Origin of the sequence: Acetobacter sp. JWB (assembly GCF_003323795.1) — a bacterium.
GTDB lineage: Bacteria > Pseudomonadota > Alphaproteobacteria > Acetobacterales > Acetobacteraceae > Acetobacter > Acetobacter oryzifermentans.
Genome location: NZ_CP030871.1, coordinates 408,482 through 434,054, shown reverse-complemented (window position 1 = coordinate 434,054; position 25,573 = coordinate 408,482). Strand labels below are relative to the sequence as shown.

Below are 25,573 nucleotides of genomic sequence, written 5' to 3'. Positions count from 1 at the left end.
GAGTTCTGTCCTGCAAAAACTGGGCTGTCAGAAAGCTGTTTTTCAGCAGCCCCGTTAAAAATATTCAGCGAATGGAGGCTCAGCCGCCTTCAGCAATACGGATCGCTTCGCTCAGGCTTTCGGGGTTCAGATCCGCCTTGGCAAACTGTTCCGTACGGGGCAACTGAATTTCCAGATCGGAAATGGAGGCCACTTCAAGCTGACCGCGCACAAGGCGATATTCTGTAACGTGCCCGCCACGTTTTCTATCTTCAGAAAGGAAGTGCAGGTGGTAGCCCGCAACATTCACGCCCTGCATGTAAACCGGGGTACGGAAGCCAATCATGGTGCCCATAACGTTTTCCATGGTGCAGGTGGGCTGCTTTTTCACCACTTCCAACATATGCGGATACGGCTTGCACTGGCAGAACACCGTGCGGGTATCAACGCGCTGGAATTCACCCGTAAAGCGAATAGCGCCAAACAGGTTGGGGTTACCCAGCAGGCTATCCACCAGCTCTTCAAACGTTTCCTTGGTTTTGGGGGAATCGATGGTAACTTTTTTTTCCGGTTCAAAATAAGTTACGCATGCAAAAGGCGTTTTAAGAGAACCGGGCACTTCTGCGGCCAAACCTTCTGCACGAAACTGGCGCACAACGCCGTCCGTCACAATCATTTCGCCATCTAGTGCGTTAAAGGTGCCAAGGCCGAAGTTACCGTGCTGGAGCAGTTCATCCAGCGTGGTTTCACCATCATACACCGCATCCAGCAGGGCTGCCATGGTAGAGGTCTGGTACAAACGGTTTGTAACAGGCTTTTTCAGCACGCCGTTACCAAGGGCAGAAGAGCGGACATCCATGTCCATCACCGACTGTTTTTTCATGCTGCATACTCCCACAAACGCATGGTGGTTTAAGTTCGTTTCGCACGCACGTTATAACAGTGGCAGCCAGTCTTCCAATATATATTGAACACGTTATCCATATGTATTACATATACCATATGGATATCAGGCACCTGCGCTACTTCGTAACCGTTGCTGAGCATGGCAGCATTACCCGTGCCGCAGAGGCACTGGGTATTGAGCAACCCCCACTTAGCCAGCAAATCCGCCAGCTTGAGCGCAATTTGGGCGTAACGCTGTTTGAGCGGCAGACTCGTGGCATGAAGCTGACAGAAATTGGCGAAGTGCTTTTGCCCCGTGCCCGCACAATTTTGGATTTGCAGGCACAATTTCTTTCCACGGCAGAAGGTTTGGCGCGGGGGGAAAGAGGGCATATTCGCGTTGGGCTGGCGGGGGCTGTGCCACTGTTGCCGGTTATTCCGCTCACCATCCGCCGGTTTCGGGAAATGGCGCCCGATGTCACCCTCTCTTTGGAAGAAAGCAACACCCCTGCCCTTTGCGCAGCATTGCACGAACCCAGCGTGGATATTGCCATTATCCGCCCGCCGTTTACCGACCCCTCACGCCTTTCGGTTTTTCATCTGCTGGATGAACCTACGGTTATTGCCCTGCCCCGCGGGCACAGGCTGGCAAAGGAGCCGGTGATCAGTTTGGATATGGTGGCGGATGATCCGCTAATTATCTTCCCGCGTGAGTTGGGGCCGGGCTTTCATGATGCTATTTTGTCGGCTTATCAGCTTGCTGGCGTTACCCCTACAATGGGGCAGCAGGCCCCACAAATTGCAGGCACCGTGCCTTTGGTGGCAGCGGGGCTTGGGGTTTCTGTTGTGCCGCGCTCGCTCAGCCAGATTCATGCAGGCGGGGTAACGTTTCATGCCATTAGCGAACCAGCCCCCCGCGCCACGCTTGCGGTTGCCATACGCACCGGGCAGAACATGCCGCTGGTTACGCGGTTTGTAACGGTGTTGCGCACGGCCTGCCGCAAGTGGGAGCAACGCCAGCATGACACCGCCCCCTTTGCAGATTCGGAAAACCTCTAACCGCCTTAGCCCTGCTGCGGGCGATACGGCACAGATGCCCGTGGCAGACCATCTTCTATGGGCATATCCGCATGGCGAGACCACTCGTTCCATGATCCCATATAAATGCGCAGCTTGGTAAATCCGGCAGAAGCCAGCGCCACATAGGTATTGGCTGCGCGTGCGCCCTTAAAACAGTAGATGATAATATCATCATCCGGGTACAAGTTACGTGTTGCCGCCAAGGCCCGAATATCTTCCGGCGTTTTAAAACGTGCTTCCTGATCCTGCGTGTGCATGAAGCTATACCACTCTATCCACACAGCACCGGGAATGCGCCCTTTGCGCGGCGCAAAGTCCACCCCGTAAGGAGATGAACTTTCACCCAGCCATTCCACCTTATCGCGGTTATCCAGCAGTTTGATGGATGGGTTGGTAAGGGCTGCAAACACATCTTGCCGCGTGGCCATAAGTGCATGGTGAATAGCCAGCGGAAACTGCGTGGGGGCTGGATGCGTGATATCCTGCGTAAGTGCGCCGCCAGAGGCCAACCATGCCCGCAGCCCACCATCCAGAATACCTACCTTGGGGTAACCCAGATACTGCAAAATCCAGTATCCACGGCAGGAGGCACCATAACGTGTATGCAGGGCATCTTCATACACAACGGCTGTTTTGCTGCCATCCAGACCATATTGCGCAAACAGCGATGAAAACTTTTGTTGCAGGCTGGCCAACCCGCTTTCTGATGTTTCTGCCAGATAGGTAAAAATATCCGGCATATTGACGGCACCGGGAATATGCCCTTTGGCAAAATCTTCTTCCGAACGCACATCTATCAGAACGGCGTTGCCATTGTGCTGCAATTGCCGCAGGGCATCCGGAGTGTAGAGAACGTCTGTCATGTATCTTCAGTCCGGTCTGTTCACGAAAGGCCGGACGCTATCAGGTCTGCGCCCATGCGGGCAGGGCCTGCGTATCACTGCCGCCATACCATAAAAGCAGCCAACACCCCCTTATGGCCGCCCGGAACGATGATACGGATGCCCCGCCGCAATGGCCTGCGCACGGTAGATTTGCTCCACCAACATAATGCGCACCAGCATATGCGGCCATGTGAGTGTGCCAAAGGACATAGAAGCATCGGCCCGCTGGATAACCGAGGCATCCAGCCCCTCCGCCCCGCCAATAACAAAACAGGGCGTGCGGCCCGCCGCCAACCAGCCTTGCACGGCGTTAGAAAAATCCGGGCTGCTGAAATTGCGCCCGGCTTCATCCAGCACCACAACATGGCTTTGCGCGGGGCAGGCTGCCAGAATGGCTTGGGCCTCGCGCCGCTTGATCTCATCCGGGCTGCCGCGCCCATCTGGCAGTTCTATAATATCCAGCTTGGGGCGCAGGCGCTTGAGGTAGCGTTCCACCAGCGCCCGCTCGGATTTATCCTTCATCCGCCCGATAGCCACCAGCCTCATGCCAGCGCACTCATGCATACTGAAAAATCAGAGAATAACATTATAAACTGGGCGATTACAGGCGGGTAACGTTGCCTTCCGCGCCTTCATCCAGTTCCTTGCCCCACATTTTTTCCAGCCCATACAGCGTACGTGCTTCCGGCTTGAACAGGTGCACCACAATATCACCCGTATCCAGCAGCACCCAGTCTGAGCCGTTTGCGCCTTCCACCATCACGCGTTTGATGCCTATATCACGCAGCTTGCGTTCAATATGCTGCGCCATGGCGGAAATCTGACGGTCTGCCAAACCTGTGGCAATGACCATCCGATCTGCAAAAGAGGCACGGCCTGCCAGATCGATCACCACAATATCTTCGGCCTTGTCATCTTCAAGGCTGGCAGTGATGAGGGCCAGAGATTGCTCCAGCATATCCGGGGCCACGGCTTCGCGCTTGGTGGTGGCCTTGGGGCCAGCAGCCGCGGCTTTTTTACGTACAGAACCGGGCGCAGCAGCCCCGGCAGTGGTTGCAGCACGCGCCGGAGCGGCCCGCCCCTTGGTGGACGTGGCAGCCGTGCGGGAACGTGCTGATGTTTCGGCGGGGGGCTTGGTAGGAATGACCGTTCTCCTGATCTTTAAAGCGTATTGGGGGTATGGGGTTGGCCTGCAGCGGCATTGAATCCGCCCTGCTGACGAATAGCTGTTGCAGATATACTGTTTTGTGCCCCCGGAAGAAAAGCCCACACCGGGGGAGAAAGTTCCGCAAGGGCATGCGCACGCCATGCAGGCACCCGCCAGCGGGCCAGATACCGCCCCGCAAGCCCATGCAAGGCCCGCACATTTTGCCCCGGACGGGGAAAAACCGCCACTGGCACGCTATGCACAAGCTGCCGCCAGTTTTTCCAGCGTGGTAAGGTGGCCAGACCATCTGCGCCCATTAGCCACACAAACCGCGCACGCGGAAAACGCATTTGCAACACCCGCACCGTATCCACCGTATAACGTGTGCCGATTCGGTTTTCTATATCCGTGGCAATAATGCGCCGCCCATCCGCCAGTTGGCGGGCCGTGGCCAAGCGTACGGGCAAAGCGGCCATATCCGACCGTCCATCTTTAAGCGGGTTACCGGGTGAAACCATAAGCCACACCTGATCCAACCCCAGCACCGCCAGCGCACGCTGCGCAATGGCTTGGTGTCCTTTATGACCGGGGTTGAAAGACCCCCCCAAAAGCCCAATACGCAGGCATCTGTTATCCCCCCAAGTGGGAATAACAGTGCCATGCAAGCAAGGCTCTGTAAGCGGAGCTGCCTGTTGCTGCACCTGCACGCCCTGTGCGGTTGGCTGCATGGCCGAAAAAATCAGGGACGTACCTGCCCGGTGCCAATCACTTCGTAACGGAAGGTTGTTAACTGCTCTACGCCCACCGGGCCGCGAGCATGGAAGCGACCTGTGGCAATGCCAATTTCCGCACCAAAGCCAAACTCTCCGCCATCACAGAACTGGGTCGAGGCATTCCACATCACCACTGCGCTGGAAACACCGTTCATAAACCGTATGGCCATGTTTTCATCCGCCGTTACAATAGCTTCTGTGTGGGATGAACCATATTGTGCAATGTGGTCCAGCGCTTCATCCACACCATCCACCACGGCAATGTTCAACACCGCATCCAGCCATTCTGTGGCGAAGTCTTTTGCCGTTGCTGCGGGGAGATCGGGCACAATGGCGCGTGCTGCGGCATCCGCCTTAAAGGTGCAGCCTTTTTCTGCCAGATCCGCCACAATTTGCGGCAGCAGCGCAGCGGCAATGGCGGCATCCATCAGCAGCGTTTCGGTAGAGCCACAAATGCCGGGGCGGCGCATTTTGGCGTTCAGCACAATGCGGCGCGCCATAGCAAAATCTGCGGCAGAATGGATGTAAGTGTGGCACAGCCCTTCAGCATGGGCCAGCACAGGCACGCGGGCCTCGCGCTGGACACGCTCTACCAATGAGCGCCCACCACGCGGGATAATCAGATCAATCTGGCCAGAGGCCGTGAGCATTTCCGCCACATGGGCGCGATCTGCATCTGGGGCAATCAGTACGGCATCTTCTGGCAAGCCAGCAGAACGCAGCCCGGCCTGCATAGCAGCATGAATAGCACGCGCACTGTTCAGACTTTCTGAGCCACCACGCAACAACACGGCATTGCCAGATTTCATGCACAGCCCGGCGGCATCTGCTCCCACATTGGGCCGGCTTTCATAAATCATGCCAATAACGCCCACAGGGGTTGCAACGCGGCGAATGCGCAAGCCGTTGGGGCGTGTCCACTCTTCCAGCACACGGCCTACGGGGTCTGGAAGATCTGCAATTTCTTCCAAACCACGCGCCATGGCTTCCACCCGTTCGGGTGTAAGGGTCAGCCGATCACGGAACGCATCATTGGCGGTGGAGGCAGCAAGATCCTGCGCATTGGCTTCCAAAATAGCAGGAGTAGCCTCACGCAAAGCCGCAGCGGCAGCCCATAGGGCTTTATCCCGCGTGGCGGAAGAACTTTGCGCCAGTGTGCGGGCCGCCAGCCGCGCACGATGGGCTAAAACGGCCATTGACCCCTGCCCCTGTGCCTGCGCTGGAACATCCTGCACGGGTTTAGCCGAAGCCGTTGTAACCCCTTGCAGCTTACTCTCACCCTCCGCGTTCATAACGGCGTTCCTATCTCCATCTTTTCTATCTGGCCTGCCGGTGCGGGCAGGCCATCAAGCTCTTATTTATGTGGTTGTGCGCTGGATGTTAGACGTTAAAGCGGAACAGCAGCACATCACCATCTTTTACTACGTAATCACGCCCTTCAATGCGCAGGCGTCCGGCTTCCTTGGCGCCAGCTTCCCCACCATACTGAACGTAATCATCATACGCGACAGTTTCACATGCAATGAAGCCGCGTTCAAAATCATTGTGAATAACGGCGGCGGCCTGCGGGGCCTTGGTGCCTGCGGTAATTGTCCAAGCACGAGCTTCCTTGGGGCCTACGGTAAAGTAGGTGCACAAACCCAAAAGCTTGTAACCAGCGGCAATAACCCTATCCAGCCCGCTATCATTCAGGCCCAGACCTTCCAGAAACTCGCGCCGTTCTTCATTTTCAAGCTGGCTGACTTCGGCTTCAATCGCGGCAGATACAATAACGGCAGCGGCACCTTCCGCCGCAGCCTTGGCCTGCACCTGCGCAGAGAATGCGTTGCCTGTTGCGGCCGAGTCTTCATCCACATTGCACACATACAGCACCGGTTTGGTGGTGAGCAGTTGCAGGCGGCGCACGGCTTCTTCTTCCCCCGCCGGAATGGCGGTGCGGGCCGGGCGGCCTTCTCGCAGCGCTTCCATCAGCGGTTCCATAACGGCAAGCTGGGCTGTGGCTTCGGCATCCCGGTTGCGGGCGCGCTTTTCCAGATTGGGCAGACGTTTTTCCAGCGAATCCAGATCCGCCAGCATCAGCTCCGTTTCAATAATGTCGGCATCACGCACAGGATCCACGCCACCTTCAACGTGGGTGATGTCATCATCCTCAAAACAGCGCAGCACATGAATAATAGCGTCCACCTCACGGATGTTGGCCAAAAACTGGTTGCCCAGCCCTTCACCCTTGGAGGCACCGCGCACAAGGCCCGCAATATCTACAAATTCAAGGCTGGTGGGCACTTCACGCTGTGATTTGCCAATTTCCACCAACTTGTCCAGCCGGGGGTCTGGCACAGCCACGCGGCCTGTATTGGGCTCAATCGTGCAGAACGGATAATTGGCCGCCTGCGCCGTGGCCGTGGCCGTAAGCGCGTTGAACAGCGTAGATTTACCCACATTGGGCAGCCCGACAATACCGCAGTTAAAACCCATCAGCCCTTGCTCCCTTCCGGCAGTGCAACCTTTGTCATGAACTGGTCTGCCCGCCCATCTGCCAACAGGGGGGCGGCATCGGCCATGCGATCAAGCAGCCGTTCCAACCATTCCTGCCGGTCTGTTTCCGTAAAATTGCCTAGCACCCAGCCATGCACCCGCTCTTTTACGCCGGGGTGGCCAATGCCTATGCGTACACGCCAATATTCCGGCGTGCCCAACATTTTATCTGTAGAGCGCAAACCATTGTGCCCCGCAGCCCCTCCCCCACGCTTTATGCGCAGACGGCCCGGCGCCAGATCCAGCTCATCATGAAAAACGGTAATATTTTCGGGTGCGATTTTGTAAAAAGCGGCGGCTTCCTGCACACTTTCACCCGATTTGTTCATGTAGGTCATGGGCAGTAGCAGCAGAACTTTCTGCCTGCCTATGCGGCCTTCCGCAACTTCGCCCTTAAAGCGGTTGCGCCACGGCGTAAACCCGTACTTACGGGCTATGGCTTCTACTGCCATAAAGCCAACATTGTGCCGGTGCCGACGCATGGAGGATTCGGGATTGCCCAACCCGACCCAGAGCAGCATTGCTGATTCCACCTAACGTTATGAACAGCACAGGGGGCACGCGCATCTGCACGCACCCCCCATGCCTAATAAACAACCCGAATAAACCGGCTTCCGATCAGGAAGCAGCTTCTTCCGTAGCTGCTGCTTCACCTTCCGTGGTGTCCACGCTTGGTGCAGCAATAGAAGCCACAACAAAGTTTTCTTCGTGGGTCAGCGGGGTTACGCCTGCGGTGCCCTGCACATCTTCCCAACGCACGTTGTCTGCAATGTCCAGCTTGGACAGATCAACGGTGAAGAATTCCGGAATGTTGTCTGCTGGCACGTCCACTTCAATGGTGTGGCGTACAACGTTCAGCACGCCGCCACGCTTGATACCGGGGCATGTTTCTTCATTTTCGAAGTGAACAGACACTTCAACATGCACGCGGGAGCCAGCGGCCAGACGCAGGAAGTCAACGTGAACAGGGCTGTCCTTCACGGGGTGCAGCTGCACATCACGCACCAGAGCGCGTTCTGCCTTGCCATCAACCTTGATTTCATACACGCGAGAGCGCCAGCCAGAGGCCTGAATGCCCTTAATGATAATGCGCGGGTCAATAGCAATAAGGGTGGGTTCCTGCTTGCCGCCGTAGATAACGCCGGGCACAAGCCCTGCACGCCTCGTTGCCCGCGCTGCCCCCTTACCAGCCTTCGCGCGCGCCGAAGCTTCGATAGATGTAATCTTGGACACGTTGACTTCTCCATAAAAAACTTAATCACGCAGGCCTCCAGGGGTGCCCACGCAGTGGCAGCGCCTTACAGCAAAAGCTGTGCATGAGCAAGGTATAGCTTGTGCTATAGGGCAGGCTTTGGCACCTGTTGCCCACAGCCCTTGCCGGAGAAGCCGCTTATGCCCCTGCCGCAAACCACCACGCCGCCACAACAGTTTGGCAGTGATAATTATGCCGGCCTGTGCCCGCAGGCGCTGGAAGCCATAAGCCGCGCGGCCAAGGGATCCACCCCCGCATATGGGGATGACGCATGGACACGCCTTGCCGCCAAAGCTGTGGCGGATGTGTTGGAAGCGCCTGAAGCCGCAGTGTTTTTTGTGCTCACTGGCACCGCAGCCAATGCGCTGGCGCTGGCAACGCTGTGCCCACCTTATTGCAGCATTATTGCCTCGGAAGTTGCACATGCTGAAACCTCCGAGCGCGGCGCCCCAGAGTTTTTTACCGGCGGCGCCAAGCTGATAACGCCCCCTACCCCAGACGGTAAGCTAACCCCAGAGGCCATAAAACTGGCTGCCCGCCGCGCCAGCAGCCCGCAGGCTTCCACCCCCGCAGTGGTAACCATTACGCAACCCACAGAAAACGGGCTTGTGTATTCGGTGGATGAGATTCGGGCCATTGCCAATGCCTGCCACGATCATGGGTTGCGGCTACATATGGATGGCGCACGTTTTGCCAACGCCATTGCCACACTGGGCTGCACACCCGCCGCCATGACATGGCAATCCGGTGTGGATGCCCTAAGTTTTGGAGGCACCAAAAACGGCATGGCCATGGGGGAAGCCGTGGTGTTTTTTAAACGCAGCATGGCGCAGGGCTTTGCCGAACGCGCCAGACAAAGCGGGCAAACGGCCTCTAAAATGCGCTTTCTGTCCGCACCGTGGCTGGCCATGATCCATAGTGGCGCATGGCTGGACAACGCGCGCCACGCCAATGCCAGCGCACGCCAATTTGCACAGGCGGTAGAAGATATGCCCTCTGTTAAACAAGCATGGCCCGTGCAATCCAACGCCGTGTTTTTGCTCATGCCCGAACCTGTCATGAACGAATTGCGGGCCAGAGGCTGGCGGTTTTACACATTTTTTGGGGGTATCTGCCGCTTTATGTTTGCGTGGGATGCGCGGCCAGAAGCCATTGCCGCATTAGCCGCAGATTTACGTAGCTGCGTGCGCGGGCAAGGCACCTTATAAGACGCAAGATTACAGTGTGGCCTTGACATAAGCGCTGCTCCCCTGCTTCCTCCGGGCACAACGGAATCATTGCCAAAAACCGCCCCTGCTGCAACGCCGGGCCAGATTTCAGGACAAGACCATGCATCCTTACCGTTCCCACAGCTGTTCGGCCCTTCGCGCCAGCGATGCCGGCACCACCGCGCGCCTGTCCGGCTGGGTGCATAGCAAGCGGGACCACGGCGGGCTGCTGTTTATTGACCTGCGCGATGAAACAGGCCTGACACAGATTGTGATACCCGCCGGTTCCCCCGTTATGGAAACCGCCGAACACCTGCGCGTAGAAAGCGTGATAACCGTAACCGGTGATGTGGTGCTGCGTGATGAAACCACCCGCAACCCGGACTTGGCCACCGGTGATATTGAAGTGCGCGCGCGTGAGCTGATTGTTCAGTCCTCCGCCGCTGTGCTGCCACTTCAGGTTGCCGGGCAGGAACATTATTCTGACGAGCTGCGCCTACGTTACCGCTATATTGATCTGCGGCGCGAACAAGTGCACGCCAACATCCGCCTGCGCTCCGCCATTATTGCCAGTATGCGCCGCCGCATGACGGATCTGGGCTTTACCGAGTTCCAGACCCCGATCCTAACAGCATCCTCCCCCGAAGGTGCGCGTGACTTTCTGGTGCCTTCCCGCACCCATGCGGGCAAGTTTTACGCTTTGCCGCAGGCCCCACAGCAGTTCAAGCAGCTTGCCATGGTGGCGGGGTTTGACCGCTACTTCCAGATTGCTCCGTGCTTCCGTGATGAAGCCTCCCGCGCGGATCGTTCCCCCGGTGAGTTCTACCAGCTCGACTTTGAAATGGCCTTTGCCACGCAGGACGAAATTTTTGCCGTTCTGGAAGAAGTGATGTCTGGCCTGTTTACGGAATTTGGCAAGGGCCGCGCTGTTAGCACCGCACCGTTTGAGCGTATCCCCTATGCCCGCGCCATGAAGGTATATGGCTCCGATAAGCCAGACCTGCGCAACCCGCTGCTGATTACCGATGTAACAGAAGATTTTGCCGGTTCCGGCTTTGGCCTGTTTGCCCGCATTGCCGCCGATGGTGGGGAAGTGCGCGCTATTCCGGCCCCCGGCGCTGGTGGCCGCCCCCGCTCCTTCTATGACAAGCTAAACGCTTGGGCGCGTGAAAACGGTGCTGGTGGCTTAGGTTACATCACCTTTGCAGAAGAAGGCGGCCAAGGCCCGATTGCCAAAAACCTTGAAGCCGACCGTGTGGAAACCATTCGCACCAAACTGGGGCTGAAGCCCGGTGATGCCGTGTTCTTTGCTGCTGGCAAAGGGCATGATGTGGCCAAGTTCTCTGGTCTTGTGCGCACCCGCATTGCTGAAGAACTGGATCTGATTGAAAAGGATGCCTTCCGTTTCTGCTGGATCACGGACTTTCCGATGTATGAGCTGAATGAAGAAACAGGGCTGATTGACTTCTCACACAACCCGTTCTCCATGCCGCAGGGTGGTCTGGAAGCGCTAAACACCAAGAACCCGCTGGATATTCTCGCTTACCAGTATGACATTGTGTGTAACGGCATTGAACTTTCCTCCGGTGCTATCCGCAACCATCTGCCGGATGTGATGATCCGCGCCTTTGAAATTGCCGGTTACCCAGAAAGCGAAGTGGAAGCCCGCTTTGGCGGTATGCTCAACGCCTTCCGCTACGGTGCGCCGCCGCATGGTGGTTCCGCCCCCGGTGTGGATCGTATTGTGATGCTGCTGGCAGATGAGCCGAACATTCGTGAAGTTATTCTGTTCCCGCTGAACCAGCAGGGTGAAGACCTGATGATGGGTGCCCCGGCCCCTGTTCCGCCGGAACGCCTGAAGGAACTCTCCCTAGCGCTGAACCTGAAGCCCGCTGTCAAGAAAGACTGATCTGGCCTTCACATCTGCATGCAAAAGGGCCACACCACGGCCCTTTTAACATCCGGGTGGTTGCAAGACCGCGCCGGATGTTTTTTTGTACCGGGTATGAGACGTTTACGCCGCCTGCCTTCTTACACGCCCCCTGCCCGCAGTTTTTTCTTGAGGCAAGGATACGCTTGCAGTGCAGTAAGCAGAGCCATTGCATTTGTGCTGGTTGGTGGCGTGGTGGCCTTGCCCCCACAAATGGCACATGCCCAAACAGCCGGAGCGGTGGTGCCTTCTGGCACGGTTACGCAAAGCACAACCTCAGCCGATACGCACGCCAGTATTACGCCCAACACTGCGCCATCTTTTTCCGATACAGATACTCGCCAGATTGCCTCGCAACGCGCGGTGTATGATCTTACGCTCACAGAAGCCTCTGGCGGCAAAACGCTTTCTGCCACGGGCACCATGCTTTACAGCGTGCGGCATGGATGCAGCGGATGGTCCACCCAACAGCGATTGGATATTCAAAGTGTAACACGCCAGAACGGCGTGGAGCATATGGTGTCTGACTATTCTACCTTTGAAAGTGCCGATGGGCACAGCCTGATCTTTCGCACCATGGAAACATCTAACGGCAAGCTGCTCCAAAACATCCGGGGGGAAGCAACGCTGCATGCGGATGGTTCTGGCACAGCACATTATGAAAAACCTTTAGCCAAAACGCTTACACTTCCGGCTGGCACGTTGTTTCCCATCCAGCATACAGTTTCCATTTTAGATGCAGCCCGAAGCGGAAAAACCGAGATTTCGGCACCTATTTTTGATGGCACATCACCAGATGGCGCAGCCGATACGTACATCACCCTTTTGGGCTGGGGCAATACAACGCCCACAACGGATTTTGCCGCCCTGAACGCCTTGCAATCTGGCCGCGTGCATGTGGCCTTTTTTGCACGCACGCCCCCCAATATGATGCCAGAATATGAAATTGGCATGCGTTATTTTGCCAATGGTGTTTCCGATAATCTGACGCTGGATTTTGGAGATTTCCGCATGAAGGGCACATTACATGCGCTTGATCTGCCCAAGCCCGAAACATGCCATACCAAACCGCACCAGAAGAAAAATTAAAACGTCACAAACAAAAAATGGCAGGAAAAACCTGCCATTTTTTGTACACCAATATGTATGAGATTAGTGCGAAAGCGCACCACCAGACTGATGAGCCGAACGCAGAACTGTTACCAAATTCTGCAAATCCTGCGGGTTGGATTTAAGAATAGCAACATTGGCAGGTTCGGGCTGTGGCATTTTGGTATTGCTGGGGTTGGCAGGCACGTTCATCAAGCTGCCCGTTAGGCCCACACAGGTCAGGCTCATCACAAAATCATGCGCTGAAAAACCATTCTTTTGCAAAATTGGCTCCAAACCCGGCACCTGCTGCACAAGCGCGATCTGCTGATCCAAAGACATGCCAAAACGTGAGGGGGGCTGAATACCTGCTGCCTGAATTTCCTTTAACGCTGTGGTTAAACGCGGCAACACGTTTGGAGCCAGATGGTAATGCAGCGCGGTATCCATATCATGCTGCAAGGTGGCTACCTGCTCTGGTGTTAAATTGGGCGCACCATTGCCGCCGGTGGAAACAGTTTGCGCCTGTGCCGCCGTGCCAACCACAAGCGCCGCAGCCCCCATGGCACCCAACAGAGCAGAGCGGAAGGAAAGTTTTAGAGTATTTCTCATGCTTCTATCACCCATTCACCTTTGCGCATCAATGCCACGCGTTCGCCTTTGGCATCCATGCCGTCCACATCAATTTCACCAGAACCAATCATCCAGTCTATATGGATCATGCTGCTATTGGCCCCGCGTGCAGCCAATGCGGCCTCATCCAACCCAGCCGTATCGCGCATACATTTGGTGTAAGATTGCCCCAATGCGATATGGCTGGCGGCGTTTTCATCAAACAATGTGTTCTGGAACAAAATACCACTGCGCGAAATAGGGGAAGAATTGGGCACAAGCGCCACTTCCCCCAAACGGCGCGCGCCTTCATCCGTATCCAGCACACGGGCCAGCACATCTTCACCCTTGCTGGCGTGCATTTCCACAATGCGTCCGGCTTCAAACCTTACGCGAATATCCTCAATCAACGTGCCTTGGTGTGAAAGCGGCTTGGTGGCCGCCACCGTGCCATCCACCTTAAGGCGGTGTGGTGTGGTAAACACTTCCTCGGTTGGAATATTGGGGTTGCACACAATGCCGTTTCCGGCTTTTTCCGCACCGGCTGCCCATTCGTGCCCATCTGCCAGCCCCACCATCAGGTCTGTGCCGGGGCCTTTAAAATGCAGCGCACTGTATCGGGCATTATTTAAAAACGTGGCGCGGCGGTGCAAAACGGCATTGTGGGCCTCCCAATCCGCCACCGGGTTTTCACCCGTAATGCGCGAAACAGAAAAAATAGCCTGCCACAGTTTTTCTACTGCCTGATCAACCGGCAGATCCGGAAATACCTGTGCCGCCCATGCCGGAGAAGCCGCCGCGACAATGCACCAGTTCACATCAAAATTGGTAATAATTTCCATAGCAGGCCGGTTCACGCGGGAATTGGCCCTACTGGCGCGGGAAATACGCTCTGGGTTCTGCCCTGCCAGCAATGCGGGGTTAGAACCCGTAATGGCCATACGCGCAGCGCCATTACGGAAGGCTTCTGTCATTCCGCCAGCAAGCCAGCCTGCTGCGGTATCAAACGTATCTTCCGCCGCGTATTTATAACGGGCCAGCGTGGTTTCCTCATCCGAATAAAAGGTGCTGACGAGCGAGGCCCCAGCCTTGTACGCGTGCTCCGTAATCCGGCGCACCAGCGGCACGGCATGAAGGGGGGCGGTAATAATAACCTGCTGGCCGTGGGCCACGTTCAAGCCCGTGCGCGCTGCCACTTCACCCAGCTTATCCAGCATGGTGGCAAATTCGGCAGATGCCAGATAACCACCTGCGGCACCCTGCGTGTTCTGTAAGGCCATAATATCCATATTTCCCTTAACTTTGCTGCACCACACGCCTGATTTTATAATATGGCAGGCATTGGGTGCAGAACTCAAACACCTCTATGTGTATCGGATACCGAACGAGGCCGGGCGTCAATACACATGGGCAGAAAGCTGCTTTCCGTTTCCTGTACTTAGCTTTTCGGCAAGGGCTCCGGCAACAGGCTGGCGGGCAGGTACAGCGGGTGGCATGGTCGGCCTGTTTTGCTCAGCCGCAGCGCATCCACCGTAATGCCGTGTTTTTGGAGCATATGCACCACCTCCGGCCCACGGGCCAGCAGAGCCTTGTGGTGTGGTGTGCCATAAGCCGCAATCACTTTATTGGCTTCCTGCGCCATTTCCAGCAAGGCCTTATCATTTTCTGGCCCAACCGGATCTGGCGTTTCCAGCAGCCGAAGCTGATCTGTGCACCGATACGCAAAAGTATTACCCACCAAAATACCGCCATACCCCCATGCACGGGCATAGCGCTGGCATTTGGCGACAGTACGGTCATCTCCATATTCTGTGGCAACAGATGGGTTCATCATCAGCCACATAACCAACGGGCGTGTTGGGTTCCACACCCGTTTCAGGCGGTAACGGTAGCATTTATCTGGCCCGCCATAGGTAGCGGTGCTGACAACATCTTCTGAAAGTTTCAGAGGGCGGGCGGTGCCGACATTATGCCCTTCAAACAGATCTTCCATTACACTCCCGCTGGCAGAACATAGCTTAATAAACTCAAGTTTTAGGCCGTGTTCCGTTCTGGCACAAATCTGGCTGCCAGCGGGCAGTGTGATATAGCTAGTGTGCAGCGCGCCACGCCTTGGTGGTGGCAGCAATAACCTGCTGCTGGTTCTGCTTTAATTTTTCCACATCATAGCCAAGGGCAGCACTTTGCTGGGGTGTGATGTACCCCCACAGCACCAAAGATTGCGCCAGACTTTGCGGAAACGGTACGGTTTTTACAAACTGCTTGGGGCAGGATGCACCATCCTTGTTTTGAGGCCATGCGGCTTTATCCAGTGCGCACCATGTTTCTGCAAAATCAGAGTGCGTATCATAGCGCGCCATCATGTAACGCCAGCCTGCGTTCAGCTCCCCTATATTCGCGCTGGTGGCCACATAGGCGGCCAGATAGCCGTTTACTTCTGTAACACCCGTTTTGCGCCATTGTGCGGAATCCTGCGCAAGCTGGTTACGCAAATAGGCCGCAAAACGGGGCTGCGCCGTAACATTCTGCAACTGGCCATCCTGATACTGATACAACACCACCGGCATGGCCGAACCTGCGTGAGAGGCAAAGGCGTAATCAAACCGTTCATCCGTATAAACAAGCTGGCGAGTGCCATCTCGCGCCACGTCCTGCACGATAGGCTCCCCACCGCCATTTTGGGCAGGCAGCGCCAGCACGCGCCATTGGCCTTGCGGGGCGGCCTCTACAATAGCGGCCGCCTGGCAACAATGCGCCCCACCTGTGTACCCCGAAACCACAACCTGCGGTAGGGCATTCTTTGGCGCATTTGGCACAAGTTGATACAGAGAAAGGTTTAAATCCATCAGCCCACCACTATCCTCCGCCATCAGGCTGCCAAGGGTCTGGATGAATGCGGGATAATCCGGGGCGTTCACCTCCAAGGTGGCTACACGGCAGGTTTGCCCTGCTGTTGGGTTTTCATCCTTACCTAAAAGCAAACTGTTGGCCGGGCATGGCTGCTTGTCCGCCACTTTTACCGCAGCTTTTAGGCTTAGGGCAGATAAGGCCACCGGGCGGGCTTTTGCGTGCAGATCATCCCCTTGCACCTGCCCTCTTGCAAGCGGCGGTACCGTGCGCGGTTGCACATTGCGCGTGATAATCCGCTGTTCTGCCGGTGTTGCTGCATAGGCCTGCGCATATGGCACCCCTGCACCAGCCAGCACCATACATGCGCCCAGATATCTTATAAAAGCCAAACCGTTTTTTCCTTCCCACGTGTTGCCACTTAACCCGCTGTTTAGATCCGTTGTGGATACAGCCGAGCATTAAGGAGTGTAAGCACCAGCACAACCACGGCGCCACCCCCAACGGCCAACATCAGTGCCGGAGCCAGCCCCATACCTAACTGGGTAGCAAACCATGTTTGCAACAAAGCATTACTGGCAGCAATAAGGTTCCCGCACTGGTAAGCAAGGCCAGGAAACGTGGCCCGCACGGATGGAGGCGAAAGCTCGCTTAAATAGGCAGGCACCACGCCCCACGCGCCCTGAATACAGAACTGGATGCACACAGCCCCTAACCCCAGCCAGAACAGGGAGTGAGGGAGTGTCCATAACGGTAGCAAAGGCAGCGTTAAGGCCGCAGCAAGAACAATGGCATATTGCCGCCCGATTTTTTGCGACAAAAACCCAAAAAACAACCCGCCCGCAATAGCTGCCAGATTATACAGCACAACCACTGTTGTAATGGACGTAGGCGGCACATGCCGTTCCAACGCCAGAAACACTTTGGGGTAGAGATCCTGAGAACCGTGGCTCATGAAGTTGAAAGCGGCCATCAGCACCACGGCAAAAACACATAATGCCGCATTGCCTTTTATAATGGCCAACAAACCAAGATGCGCTTCTGCATTTTTGTGCTGTGTATCGGCTTTCTGCCGGGCCAGCCAATCCGGGCTTTCTGGCACACGCAGCCAGATATACAGGGCAGAAAAAATAGCCCCACTGCCCAGCACAAACAAACCGCGCCAGCCTAAAACCGGCAATAGCAGAAACACCAAAGATGCCAGCAAATACCCCGCAGGATACCCCGCCTGCAAAATGCCCGAAGCCGTACCACGCCAGCTTTTGGGCACGCTTTCCATAATCAGGGATGTACCCACCCCCCATTCGCCCCCAAGTGCAATGCCAAACAGGGTGCGAAGCGCCAAAAATATAACAAGGGTTGGCGCAAAGGCTGAAGCCAATTCTATAAGGGAATAAATAATAATTGTTAAAACAAGCACCGGCTTACGGCCATATTTATCTGCCGCGCGCCCACATAGAAAGGCACCCAATGGCCGCGTCATTAACGTAAGTGTGGGGGCAAGCAACACACTTTGCAGGGACACGTTAAAACTGCGCGCCACATCATCAAGCGTGAACAACACAATAAAAAAATCACACGCATCTAGCATCCACGCCAGAAAAGATGCCAACACAACGTGGCGGGCTGTTGCTTTATCTACCGGCTGATCAGGCAAAGCAGACGGCGTTACAGACGAAAAAGAAGGCTCGGTCATTCACAGCTCCGGTTCTACAGCCTGTTTTTACCGTGATGGTGCCACGCATGCTTATCCAGCAGCCAGTGAATCTCAGATCACGACCCCGCCAGCGCGCCCATTTTTGCGTGATAAACCCACATGAACCCGTTTGTTAGAAACAAAACATACAACAGGGCCGAGGGGTTCCCTCGGCCCTGAAGCATCTTGCCGCGCGAAGCAAACTTGTAAGATCTCGCTTTAAGGTTAGGCTCTGGCCTGCGTGCGAGATGTAGAATCCTCATCAAAGGCCATGTGGCTCCATACTCTGTCACTCAGCATACGCACGATGGAAGGATCATTCAGAGATGAAAGGTCTCCCAGATTTTCTACTTCTCCACTGGCAATTTTACGCAGCAGGCGGCGCACAATCTTGCCAGAACGCGTGCGTGGCAGATCCGGCACCAGATAGACGGCTTCTGGCGTGGCATAACGCCCCAGCATACCGGAGATAAGGCGGCTTATACCCTTTTCTGTGAGCTGCGTGGCCACGTTCTGGCGTTGAATAACAAATACTGCCAGCGCCTGCCCCTTTACCGGGTGCGGGATGCCCACTGCAGCAGATTCCACAATACGATGATCTGCTGCCAGCGCATCTTCCACCTCTGCCGTGCCCAAACGGTGCCCTGCAATATTGATAACATCGTCCATGCGCCCCGTAATCCAGTAATACCCATCGGCATCTCGCCGTGCGCCATCACCCGTGAAATAATGCCCTGGCACCATACTAAAATATGTCTGGCAGAAGCGCGCATGATCCTTCCAAATTGTGCGCGCCTGCCCCGGCCATGAACGCGCAATGCACAAGCTGCCTTCCGCAGGCCCCTGCACCGGCCTGCCCTGCGTATCGGCTATCACCATTTCCAACCCCGGCAACGGCGTGCTGGCAGAACCGGGTTTAAGCGGCTGCACACCGGGCAATGGCCCCAGCACAATGCCAGCGGTTTCTGTCTGCCACCATGTATCCACCACGGGGCAACGCTTTTTGCCGACAACATCATGATACCACAGCCACGCATCGGGGCTTATGGGTTCCCCCGCAACACCTAACAGACGCAGGGAATCCAACTTACGGACGTTCACAACATCATCACCATCGGCCATCATGGCACGTACGGCTGTGGGGGCCGTAAACAGCATGGTAACCTTGTGCTCATCCACCAAATCCAGCCACCTGCCCGGTGCGGGGTGTGAGGGCAGGCTATCGGAAATCATGGTGGTGCCACCATTGGCCAGCGGGCCATACACAACGGATGTATGCCCGGTTATCCATGCCACATCTGCCGTGCACCACAGAACATCACCGGGTTGATGATGGTACACCATGCCCATGGTGTAAGCAGCCCACACCATATAACCACCAGTAGCATGCACAACGGCTTTGGGTTTGCCTGTGCTACCTGATGTATAAAGCATAAACAGCGGTGCTTCTGCCCGCATCACAACGGGCACAAAATCTGCTTCAAACGAATCTACAAAATCATGAAAATCGTAATCTCTCCCCGGCAGCATCGGAACAGGCGCATCTGATGTGCGCACAACTAGAACAGCACGTACGCCACTCTCTGCACCCGCCTTACAAAGGGCCTCATCCATAATGGCCTTAAAGGGTACAATCTTGTTGCCACGCATGCTTTCGCTGGCAGTAATCACCGCAACTGCGCCGCTATCTATAATACGTTCTGCAATACCTTCTGCCGAAAAACCACCAAACAGCACCACATGCACCGCGCCAATACGCGCACAGGCCAACATGGCCACCACGGCTTCTGAAATCATGGGCAGGCAAATGGCAACGCGGTGCCCTTCTTCCACCCCCAAATGCACCAGCGCGTTGGACAGGCGGCAAACCCGTTCATGCAGCATGGCATATGTAATTTTTTCTGCCTCGGCCCGGCCTTCACGGTGGCTGATAAGGGCAACCTGATCGGCCTTGTCTGTCAGATGCTTATCAATACAGCACACAGATGCATTGATAAGGCCATCTTCAAACCAACTTATGGACACATTATCCGTAAAGCTACCCGTAAAACCATGCTTGGGTTTGCGGTGCCAGTGCACACGCTTTGCCTGCTGCAGCCAGAAACCATCCGGGTCTCGGCGTGCATAGCACTGCATGGCGGCCAGTTCCGCAGGTGGCATCAGGGCCGGGTAATCTGCATACTGCGTGTGTGGGATAGTGATGTTTTCCGACATTGTTCTGTCCCCCTTACTTTTTTGTTTTTTGTTGTTTGGGATAGAAAGAGAATGTTCAGGCGGCGTTGCGATCGGCCTGACCGATGTGCGGCAGAACCGTGGCCACAATGCCTGCGTCCAATGATTCATAATCGTAATACCGGATTGTTTTGTACAGTTCCTCTCGCGTTTGCATGCGCGGTAGCATGTCCTGCGTACCGCCTGTGCGCACAATGGTTTTGTACAAATCCTCCTGCGCCTTGTTAGCCGCCCGCAGGGAACTGACAGGCCAGATGACCATACGGTATCCCATATCTTCAAACTGAGATGCCGTGAAGTAAGGGGAGCGGCCAAACTCTGTCATGTTAGCAAGCAGGGGCACATCTGGCATACGGCGCACAAACTCCCTGAACATATCTTCAGAAATCAATGCTTCAGGAAAAATGGCATCAGCCCCGGCCTCGTAATACAAGCGGGCACGGGCCACGGCACCATCCAGCCCTTCTGAGCTGGCGGCATCTGTGCGCGCAATAATCAGCATATCGCGCCGGGCCTTGGCTGCGGCTGCCACCTTTTGCGCCATCTCCTGCGGAGAGGCGAGCTTTTTATTGTTCAGATGCCCGCATTTTTTGGGCAGTATCTGGTCTTCAATATGCACGGCAGCAGCGCCGGAATCTTCAAAAGCCCGTACCATATGCATGACATTCAGTACTTCACCGTATCCGGTATCTCCATCCACCAAAAGCGGCAGGCCGGAAGACCGCGCAATCTGGCGGATGAAGAAACACGCATCCTCAATGGTGATAATACCCATATCTGGCAGCCCCATGCTGGCAGACATAGCCGCACCTGAAAGATAAAGAGCCTGAAATCCATTATCCTTAGCCTGCAAAGCCGCCTGCCCATTATGTGCCCCGGGAATTTGCAGAATACCTTGTTTGTTCAGCAGAGCGCGAAAGCGCTGCCCGGCTGGTGTTTGTGGCAGATCCTTGCCAACCAGATATGTCATGCTGCATGCTCCAGACCATCGCGTTCACGCAGGGGCACAAAAGGCCGATTATCCGGCCCCACATAATTGGCAGACGGGCGAATGATTTTACCATCCTGCCGCTGTTCCATAATGTGGGCGCACCACCCTGTTACGCGGGCAATTACAAAAATAGGTGTAAACATGGCCGTAGGAATACCCATGGCGTTGTAAGAAACCGCGCTAAACCAATCCAGATTAGGGAACATTTTTTTCTGCTCATCCATAATCCGCTCAATACGCTCGGCTACATGATACAGGCGCATGTTGCCATTACGGCGCGAAAGGTTGCGAGCTGTTTCCTTAATAATTTCGTTACGCGGATCAGCTATCGTATAAACAGGATGCCCAAAACCGATGATAACTTCACGGTTTTCCAAACGCCGCAGAATATCTTCTTCAGCCTCATCCGCAGTGCGATAGCGCTGCTGAATATCCAACGCCACTTCATTGGCGCCACCATGTTTGGGGCCACGCAGCGCCCCTATGGCTGCCGTAACGGCGGAATATATATCCGAACCAGTACCCGCCACCACTCTGGCAGTAAATGTGGAGGCATTAAATTCGTGCTCGGCATACAAAATAAGGGATGTGTGCATAGCCTGCACCCAATCCTCCGATGGCGCTTTACCATGCAGGAGGTGCAAAAAGTGTCCGCCTACACTTTCATCATCCGTATTGGTCTCTATCCGCCGTCCGTGGTTTGAGAAATGATACCAATACAGCAGCATAGACCCTAACGAGGCCACAAGCCTGTCTGCAATATCTCGTGCGCCTGCGGTGGGGCAATCGCTCCGTTCTGGCAGTGCACAACCCAGAACGGAAACTGCCGTGCGCATAACATCCATAGGGTGCGTGGCGGCTGGCAAACGCTCCAAAGCGGCACGCACAATGGCAGGAATATCCCGCATACTGGCCAGATGCCGCCTATAGGCTTCCAGTTCTGCGCTATTGGGCAGATATCCGTGGATAAGCAGATGCGCGACCTCCTCAAACGTGCTGGCGCGCGCAAGGTCTTTGATATCGTACCCACGATAATGCAGATCATTCCCGCTCTGCCCCACAGTGCTGAGCGCCGTATTGCCCGCAACCGTGCCTGACAGCGCAACAGATTTTTTTGGTTTTCTGTGCAGATGCGTTGTCATTGTTCTATTCCTTCCTGTGCGTTATCGCCTGTTTAGGAAGCCAGAGCCGTGGTGGTGGCCGCAACCGCAGCAGGTTTGGCCTGCCCGAAATTAAAAATGCCTTCCGCTGTGTTCTGGCGGATATCACGCTCTGGAATGGCAATTTCCAGCATATGCAGTTCCCCTGCTTTCAGGTTTGGCAGGTTCTGCACAACTTCTAAAAACCTGTCTGCTTCCTTATGGGGAACAATGCCGTCTGAAAGAGTCTGAAACTTACCAATGTAATCAGTCCGCTGCCAAGGTGTTGCCCCTAACGTATGGGCGTTGGCAACAGCCAGCTCATCCGCAATAACCGAACCATCTTTCATGCGGATAACAATGCGGCCACCAAACGCTTTTTTATCCGGATCTGTTTCGTGATACCGTTGTGTCCACTCTGGTTTTTCTATTGTATGGATCTTGCGCCAGAGCCGCACAGTATCTGGCCTGCGTGCCCGTTCCGGGGCATAGGAATGCACATGGTGCCAACTGCCATCCTGCAAGGCCACGGCGACAATATACATAATGGAATGATCCAGCGTTTCCCGCGAGGCTTGTGGATCAAACTTTTGCGGATCGTTCGAACCCGTGCCGATCACATAATGCGTGTGATGGCTGGTTTCTATCAGCACATCTTCCACGTCATCCCAATTTTTGATTTTCTGGCCCATACGAAAGGCAAGATCAATAAGCGCCTGACTTTGATATTCTGCCGAATGTTCCTTGGTAAAGGAAGACAGAATGGCACGTTTTGGCTCACCCATTTCTGGCAATGGCACGCGATAATGCGCATTTTTACCATCCAGCATCCAAGCAATAACACCATCTTCCCCTTCATAAATCGGGGTTGGAGATGTTTCGCCCATCATCGCACGGTCAACGGCCTCTACCGCCATCTTGCTGGCATGCGCAGGCGCGTAGGCTTTCCATGATGAAATTTCACCCTTGCGGCTCTGGCGCGTGGCTGTGGTTACATGCAAAGCCTGCCCAATGGCCTGATAGATAACCGCTGGCGGCAAACGCATAAGCGTGCCAATACCTGCGGCTACAGATGGGCCAAGATGCGCCACATGATCTATCTTGTGTTTGTGCAAACAAATGGCACGCGCAAGATCTATCTGAATTTCATACCCTGTGGCAGCACCACGAATTAAATCCGCACCACTTCGGCGGCACTGTTGGGCAACTGCCAAAATGCCCGGAATATTATCACCCGGATGAGAATATTCTGCTGCTAAAAATGTATCGTGAAAATCCAGCTCACGCACGGCTGTGCCGTTGGCCCATGCGGCCCATTCTGCATGCACACGCACATTTGGCCCCATACCAAACACTGTAGCCCCGCCTTCGCGCCGGTGGGCCAGAGCCTCTGCCCGTGCGCTCATTACGGAATGACGGTTCACAGATGCCATAGCCACAGATGCGTTATCTATCAGCCGGTTGATGATCATATCCGTAACGGCGGCCTCCACCGGCACCGGATCTGCCGCTACCTGCGCAATTTTCCACGCAAGCTGTTCGGGCCGTGGCAGACGGTCGCTTTCTGGATGAACGCGCACATCATGGTACTGCATTGTTTTTACCTCATGATCGGAATTTGATCGTGAAGCGAGTGTTGCAGAGTGTTGTTTTGAACGGCAGAGAGATAAGAGTAAAAAGAGGCGAAGGGAATGTTCCCGTTTGCGAAGTTTGCGAAGTTCGTACCATGCCACAAACCAGAACCAAGCTTTTTGCTGGCCCGCGCTTGCGGCAGTTGCGCCAACGCGAAACCCTAACCCAAGCCAACCTGGCGGAAATACTTGACATATCACCAAGCTATCTGAACCAGTTGGAGCGCAACCATCGGCCCCTTCCACACCACCTGCTGCAAAAACTATGTGAGCGTTTTGGTCTGAGTCCGGCATGGTTTAGCAACACCAAAGAAGCCCATACCGTGCAGGCCATGCGCGAAACCATGGCTGACCCCGTGTTTAAAAACGCATCTTTGCCTTTGGCCAAAATGGCGGATGCCGTGCTTACCAATCCGGATTTATGCGCCGCGTTTCTAACCCTCTACCGCGCTTATAAATTTGAACAGGAGCGTGAAGACAACGCTCTTTTACCAACCCCAAATTTGGAACCCTATGAAACGGTAGGGGATTGGGTGCAGCAACACCGCAACTATTTTCATGAACTTGATTGTGCAGCCGAAAAATTTTACGAAAGTCTTGATCTCAAAAATGGCTTGTCCGAAGCCTTAAAAACCTACCTTCTTGATCATCATGGTTTGCATACGCAACAAGACCCGGCGCTGGAGGAAGGCGGCTTGGTGTGGCGGATAGATCGGCACCGTCGCACTATTCTTCTGCCCCCAGATCAACCACCTGAAAGCACGCTGTTCTATCTGGCGCAAATTATTGGCCAACGCGACCAAACCCGCCTGATAAGTAGTATTTTACGCCGTGAAGGCCCAAAGGAGAAAAATGCGCTAGAGTTGGGGCGTGTTTACCTGGGCAACTACTTTGCCGGGGCATTGCTGTTGCCCTATAAGCGCTTTTTGCATGCGGCACAGACCATGCGTTACGATATTGAACGCTTGCGCCGCCATTTTGGTACCAGTTTTGAGCAGATAAGCCACAGGTTAAGCACGTTACAGCGCCCCGGCATGGAGGGCATTCCCTTTTATTTTCTCAAATTAGATATTGCAGGAAATATTCTTAAAAGTTTTTCTGCCAACCGCTTTTCTCAGGCCCGTTTTGGTGGCCCCTGCCCGTTATGGAACATCTTTCGGGCTTTTGCCACGCCCGGGCAGGTGCAAGTGCAGCTTTCTCAAACCACGGATGATTCCATTTACCTCAATGTTGCCCGCACTGTAGGGCATGAGGGGGTTACCTATACAGACCGCCCACGCCAGATTGCCATTGTATTGGGCTGTACCATCAATGATGCCGCAAAAACGGTTTATGCAGATGGTTTAAACCTGAATGACCACAGATTGGTTGTGCCCATTGGCCCCGGCTGCCGCGCATGTATACGGGATAATTGCAGCCACAGATCTTTGCCTGTTTCGGGCCGTATGTTGGATACAGGAAGCGATGCCAGAGGCGTTGTACCCTATCGGGCACTACCTGAAAAACCCTGATATCTTGCAAGAAAGAAGATAGTCTGGTGGGGCAAGGGGAACTTAAAAAACCTATCTGGAATGACCGGGGATGCAAAAACATTCCAGATAGGAACCGGGGATTGAACGGGATAAATCAAGACGAACCAAGAGTTGTCGCGGTAATGCCCCTT

General features: G+C 55.0%; 23 protein-coding genes. 5 read left to right on the top strand and 18 right to left on the bottom strand.

Features of this window, described 5'->3' with window-relative positions:
* Positions 1-79: 79 nt before the first annotated feature.
* Positions 80-862, bottom strand: coding sequence for an acetolactate decarboxylase (gene budA, locus DS739_RS02050; RefSeq protein WP_114012457.1), 783 nt, complete (start codon positions 860-862; stop codon positions 80-82).
* Positions 863-981: 119 nt separating this feature from the next.
* Between budA and DS739_RS02045 the strand changes: the two genes are divergently transcribed.
* Entirely contained in the window at positions 982-1,923 is a 942-nt protein-coding gene (locus DS739_RS02045) for a LysR family transcriptional regulator (protein WP_035352579.1), read from the top strand.
* Positions 1,924-1,928: 5 nt separating this feature from the next.
* Here the strand turns inward: DS739_RS02045 and DS739_RS02040 are convergent, their stop codons facing one another.
* The 8 genes from DS739_RS02040 to DS739_RS02005 form a co-directional block, all read right to left on the bottom strand.
* The gene (locus DS739_RS02040) at positions 1,929-2,807 is read right to left on the bottom strand and encodes a sulfurtransferase (protein ID WP_006116933.1); all 879 of its coding nucleotides are present in this window, start codon (positions 2,805-2,807) and stop codon (positions 1,929-1,931) included.
* 111 nt (positions 2,808-2,918) lie between these two features.
* A complete protein-coding gene (locus DS739_RS02035; RefSeq protein WP_035352546.1) occupies positions 2,919-3,374 on the bottom strand; it encodes a 23S rRNA (pseudouridine(1915)-N(3))-methyltransferase RlmH in 456 nt (151 codons plus the stop codon).
* A gap of 55 nt (positions 3,375-3,429) precedes the next feature.
* Complete coding sequence (gene rsfS, locus DS739_RS02030) at positions 3,430-3,972, bottom strand: ribosome silencing factor (protein ID WP_369870677.1); 543 nt, start codon at positions 3,970-3,972, stop codon at positions 3,430-3,432.
* Between the two features lie 17 nt (positions 3,973-3,989).
* Complete coding sequence (locus DS739_RS02025) at positions 3,990-4,703, bottom strand: nicotinate-nucleotide adenylyltransferase (protein ID WP_006116930.1); 714 nt, start codon at positions 4,701-4,703, stop codon at positions 3,990-3,992.
* A gap of 11 nt (positions 4,704-4,714) precedes the next feature.
* Positions 4,715-6,040 carry a glutamate-5-semialdehyde dehydrogenase gene (locus DS739_RS02020; RefSeq protein WP_006116929.1) on the bottom strand — a complete coding sequence of 442 codons (1,326 nt, stop codon included), beginning with the start codon at positions 6,038-6,040 and terminating at the stop codon, positions 4,715-4,717.
* A gap of 88 nt (positions 6,041-6,128) precedes the next feature.
* A complete protein-coding gene (ychF, locus tag DS739_RS02015; RefSeq protein ID WP_006116928.1) occupies positions 6,129-7,223 on the bottom strand; it encodes a redox-regulated ATPase YchF in 1,095 nt (364 codons plus the stop codon).
* Entirely contained in the window at positions 7,223-7,804 is a 582-nt protein-coding gene (pth, locus tag DS739_RS02010) for an aminoacyl-tRNA hydrolase (protein ID WP_035352541.1), read from the bottom strand. The genes ychF and pth overlap by 1 nt, the downstream gene beginning before the upstream one ends.
* A gap of 97 nt (positions 7,805-7,901) precedes the next feature.
* Entirely contained in the window at positions 7,902-8,516 is a 615-nt protein-coding gene (locus DS739_RS02005; protein WP_006116925.1) for a 50S ribosomal protein L25/general stress protein Ctc, read from the bottom strand.
* Between the two features lie 159 nt (positions 8,517-8,675).
* Here DS739_RS02005 and DS739_RS02000 point away from each other — a divergent pair, with 159 nt between their 5' ends.
* The 3 genes from DS739_RS02000 (at position 8,676) to DS739_RS01990 (ending at position 12,762) form a co-directional block, all read left to right on the top strand.
* On the top strand, positions 8,676-9,743 hold the full coding sequence (locus DS739_RS02000; protein WP_035352538.1) for a low specificity L-threonine aldolase: 1,068 nt from the start codon (positions 8,676-8,678) through the stop codon (positions 9,741-9,743).
* Positions 9,744-9,864: 121 nt separating this feature from the next.
* Positions 9,865-11,652 carry an aspartate--tRNA ligase gene (gene aspS, locus DS739_RS01995; RefSeq protein ID WP_006116923.1) on the top strand — a complete coding sequence of 596 codons (1,788 nt, stop codon included), beginning with the start codon at positions 9,865-9,867 and terminating at the stop codon, positions 11,650-11,652.
* An 18-nt stretch (positions 11,653-11,670) separates the two neighbouring features.
* Positions 11,671-12,762 carry a cell envelope integrity EipB family protein gene (locus DS739_RS01990; RefSeq protein WP_006116922.1) on the top strand — a complete coding sequence of 364 codons (1,092 nt, stop codon included), beginning with the start codon at positions 11,671-11,673 and terminating at the stop codon, positions 12,760-12,762.
* A 63-nt stretch (positions 12,763-12,825) separates the two neighbouring features.
* Here the strand turns inward: DS739_RS01990 and DS739_RS01985 are convergent, their stop codons facing one another.
* The 9 genes from DS739_RS01985 to DS739_RS01945 form a co-directional block, all read right to left on the bottom strand.
* Complete coding sequence (locus DS739_RS01985) at positions 12,826-13,374, bottom strand: hypothetical protein (RefSeq protein WP_035352535.1); 549 nt, start codon at positions 13,372-13,374, stop codon at positions 12,826-12,828.
* On the bottom strand, positions 13,371-14,663 hold the full coding sequence (locus DS739_RS01980; RefSeq protein WP_035352532.1) for an aminopeptidase: 1,293 nt from the start codon (positions 14,661-14,663) through the stop codon (positions 13,371-13,373). Before DS739_RS01980 ends, DS739_RS01985 begins: the two co-directional genes overlap by 4 nt.
* A gap of 149 nt (positions 14,664-14,812) precedes the next feature.
* Positions 14,813-15,367 (bottom strand): DUF1643 domain-containing protein, encoded by a 555-nt coding sequence (locus tag DS739_RS01975; protein ID WP_035352573.1) that lies wholly within the window; start codon positions 15,365-15,367, stop codon positions 14,813-14,815.
* A 97-nt stretch (positions 15,368-15,464) separates the two neighbouring features.
* Positions 15,465-16,583, bottom strand: a complete 1,119-nt coding sequence (locus DS739_RS01970; RefSeq protein WP_039891934.1) for a hypothetical protein — start codon at positions 16,581-16,583, stop codon at positions 15,465-15,467.
* Between the two features lie 71 nt (positions 16,584-16,654).
* On the bottom strand, positions 16,655-17,917 hold the full coding sequence (locus tag DS739_RS01965) for an MFS transporter (RefSeq protein ID WP_006116917.1): 1,263 nt from the start codon (positions 17,915-17,917) through the stop codon (positions 16,655-16,657).
* A gap of 225 nt (positions 17,918-18,142) precedes the next feature.
* The gene (acs, locus tag DS739_RS01960) at positions 18,143-20,131 is read right to left on the bottom strand and encodes an acetate--CoA ligase (RefSeq protein WP_035352529.1); all 1,989 of its coding nucleotides are present in this window, start codon (positions 20,129-20,131) and stop codon (positions 18,143-18,145) included.
* A gap of 55 nt (positions 20,132-20,186) precedes the next feature.
* Complete coding sequence (gene prpB, locus DS739_RS01955; protein WP_006116915.1) at positions 20,187-21,119, bottom strand: methylisocitrate lyase; 933 nt, start codon at positions 21,117-21,119, stop codon at positions 20,187-20,189.
* Positions 21,116-22,282, bottom strand: coding sequence for a 2-methylcitrate synthase (prpC, locus tag DS739_RS01950; protein WP_006116914.1), 1,167 nt, complete (start codon positions 22,280-22,282; stop codon positions 21,116-21,118). The genes prpB and prpC overlap by 4 nt, the downstream gene beginning before the upstream one ends.
* Before the next feature lie 32 nt (positions 22,283-22,314).
* Positions 22,315-23,874 carry an MmgE/PrpD family protein gene (locus tag DS739_RS01945; protein ID WP_006116913.1) on the bottom strand — a complete coding sequence of 520 codons (1,560 nt, stop codon included), beginning with the start codon at positions 23,872-23,874 and terminating at the stop codon, positions 22,315-22,317.
* Between the two features lie 131 nt (positions 23,875-24,005).
* Here DS739_RS01945 and DS739_RS01940 point away from each other — a divergent pair, with 131 nt between their 5' ends.
* Positions 24,006-25,421 (top strand): short-chain fatty acyl-CoA regulator family protein, encoded by a 1,416-nt coding sequence (locus DS739_RS01940; protein WP_035352523.1) that lies wholly within the window; start codon positions 24,006-24,008, stop codon positions 25,419-25,421.
* Positions 25,422-25,573 lie beyond the last annotated feature (152 nt).

What these genes read in the sequence shown, in the direction of transcription:
- DS739_RS01965 (WP_006116917.1), bottom strand. Translation starts at nt 17,917, where the DNA reads ATGACCGAGCCTTCTTTTTCGTCTGTAACGCCGTCTGCTTTGCCTGAT.
- DS739_RS02045 (WP_035352579.1), top strand. Translation starts at nt 982, where the DNA reads ATGGATATCAGGCACCTGCGCTACTTCGTAACCGTTGCTGAGCATGGC.
- ychF (WP_006116928.1), bottom strand. Translation starts at nt 7,223, where the DNA reads ATGGGTTTTAACTGCGGTATTGTCGGGCTGCCCAATGTGGGTAAATCT.
- DS739_RS02035 (WP_035352546.1), bottom strand. Translation starts at nt 3,374, where the DNA reads ATGAGGCTGGTGGCTATCGGGCGGATGAAGGATAAATCCGAGCGGGCG.
- acs (WP_035352529.1), bottom strand. Translation starts at nt 20,131, where the DNA reads ATGTCGGAAAACATCACTATCCCACACACGCAGTATGCAGATTACCCG.
- aspS (WP_006116923.1), top strand. Translation starts at nt 9,865, where the DNA reads ATGCATCCTTACCGTTCCCACAGCTGTTCGGCCCTTCGCGCCAGCGAT.
- prpC (WP_006116914.1), bottom strand. Translation starts at nt 22,282, where the DNA reads ATGACAACGCATCTGCACAGAAAACCAAAAAAATCTGTTGCGCTGTCA.
- DS739_RS01940 (WP_035352523.1), top strand. Translation starts at nt 24,006, where the DNA reads ATGCCACAAACCAGAACCAAGCTTTTTGCTGGCCCGCGCTTGCGGCAG.
- DS739_RS01990 (WP_006116922.1), top strand. Translation starts at nt 11,671, where the DNA reads ATGCAAAAGGGCCACACCACGGCCCTTTTAACATCCGGGTGGTTGCAA.
- DS739_RS02000 (WP_035352538.1), top strand. Translation starts at nt 8,676, where the DNA reads ATGCCCCTGCCGCAAACCACCACGCCGCCACAACAGTTTGGCAGTGAT.
- prpB (WP_006116915.1), bottom strand. Translation starts at nt 21,119, where the DNA reads ATGACATATCTGGTTGGCAAGGATCTGCCACAAACACCAGCCGGGCAG.
- DS739_RS01945 (WP_006116913.1), bottom strand. Translation starts at nt 23,874, where the DNA reads ATGCAGTACCATGATGTGCGCGTTCATCCAGAAAGCGACCGTCTGCCA.
- budA (WP_114012457.1), bottom strand. Translation starts at nt 862, where the DNA reads ATGAAAAAACAGTCGGTGATGGACATGGATGTCCGCTCTTCTGCCCTT.
- DS739_RS01985 (WP_035352535.1), bottom strand. Translation starts at nt 13,374, where the DNA reads ATGAGAAATACTCTAAAACTTTCCTTCCGCTCTGCTCTGTTGGGTGCC.
- pth (WP_035352541.1), bottom strand. Translation starts at nt 7,804, where the DNA reads ATGCTGCTCTGGGTCGGGTTGGGCAATCCCGAATCCTCCATGCGTCGG.
- DS739_RS01970 (WP_039891934.1), bottom strand. Translation starts at nt 16,583, where the DNA reads ATGGTGCTGGCTGGTGCAGGGGTGCCATATGCGCAGGCCTATGCAGCA.
- DS739_RS01980 (WP_035352532.1), bottom strand. Translation starts at nt 14,663, where the DNA reads ATGGATATTATGGCCTTACAGAACACGCAGGGTGCCGCAGGTGGTTAT.
- DS739_RS02020 (WP_006116929.1), bottom strand. Translation starts at nt 6,040, where the DNA reads ATGAACGCGGAGGGTGAGAGTAAGCTGCAAGGGGTTACAACGGCTTCG.
- DS739_RS01975 (WP_035352573.1), bottom strand. Translation starts at nt 15,367, where the DNA reads ATGGAAGATCTGTTTGAAGGGCATAATGTCGGCACCGCCCGCCCTCTG.
- DS739_RS02025 (WP_006116930.1), bottom strand. Translation starts at nt 4,703, where the DNA reads ATGCAGCCAACCGCACAGGGCGTGCAGGTGCAGCAACAGGCAGCTCCG.
- DS739_RS02040 (WP_006116933.1), bottom strand. Translation starts at nt 2,807, where the DNA reads ATGACAGACGTTCTCTACACTCCGGATGCCCTGCGGCAATTGCAGCAC.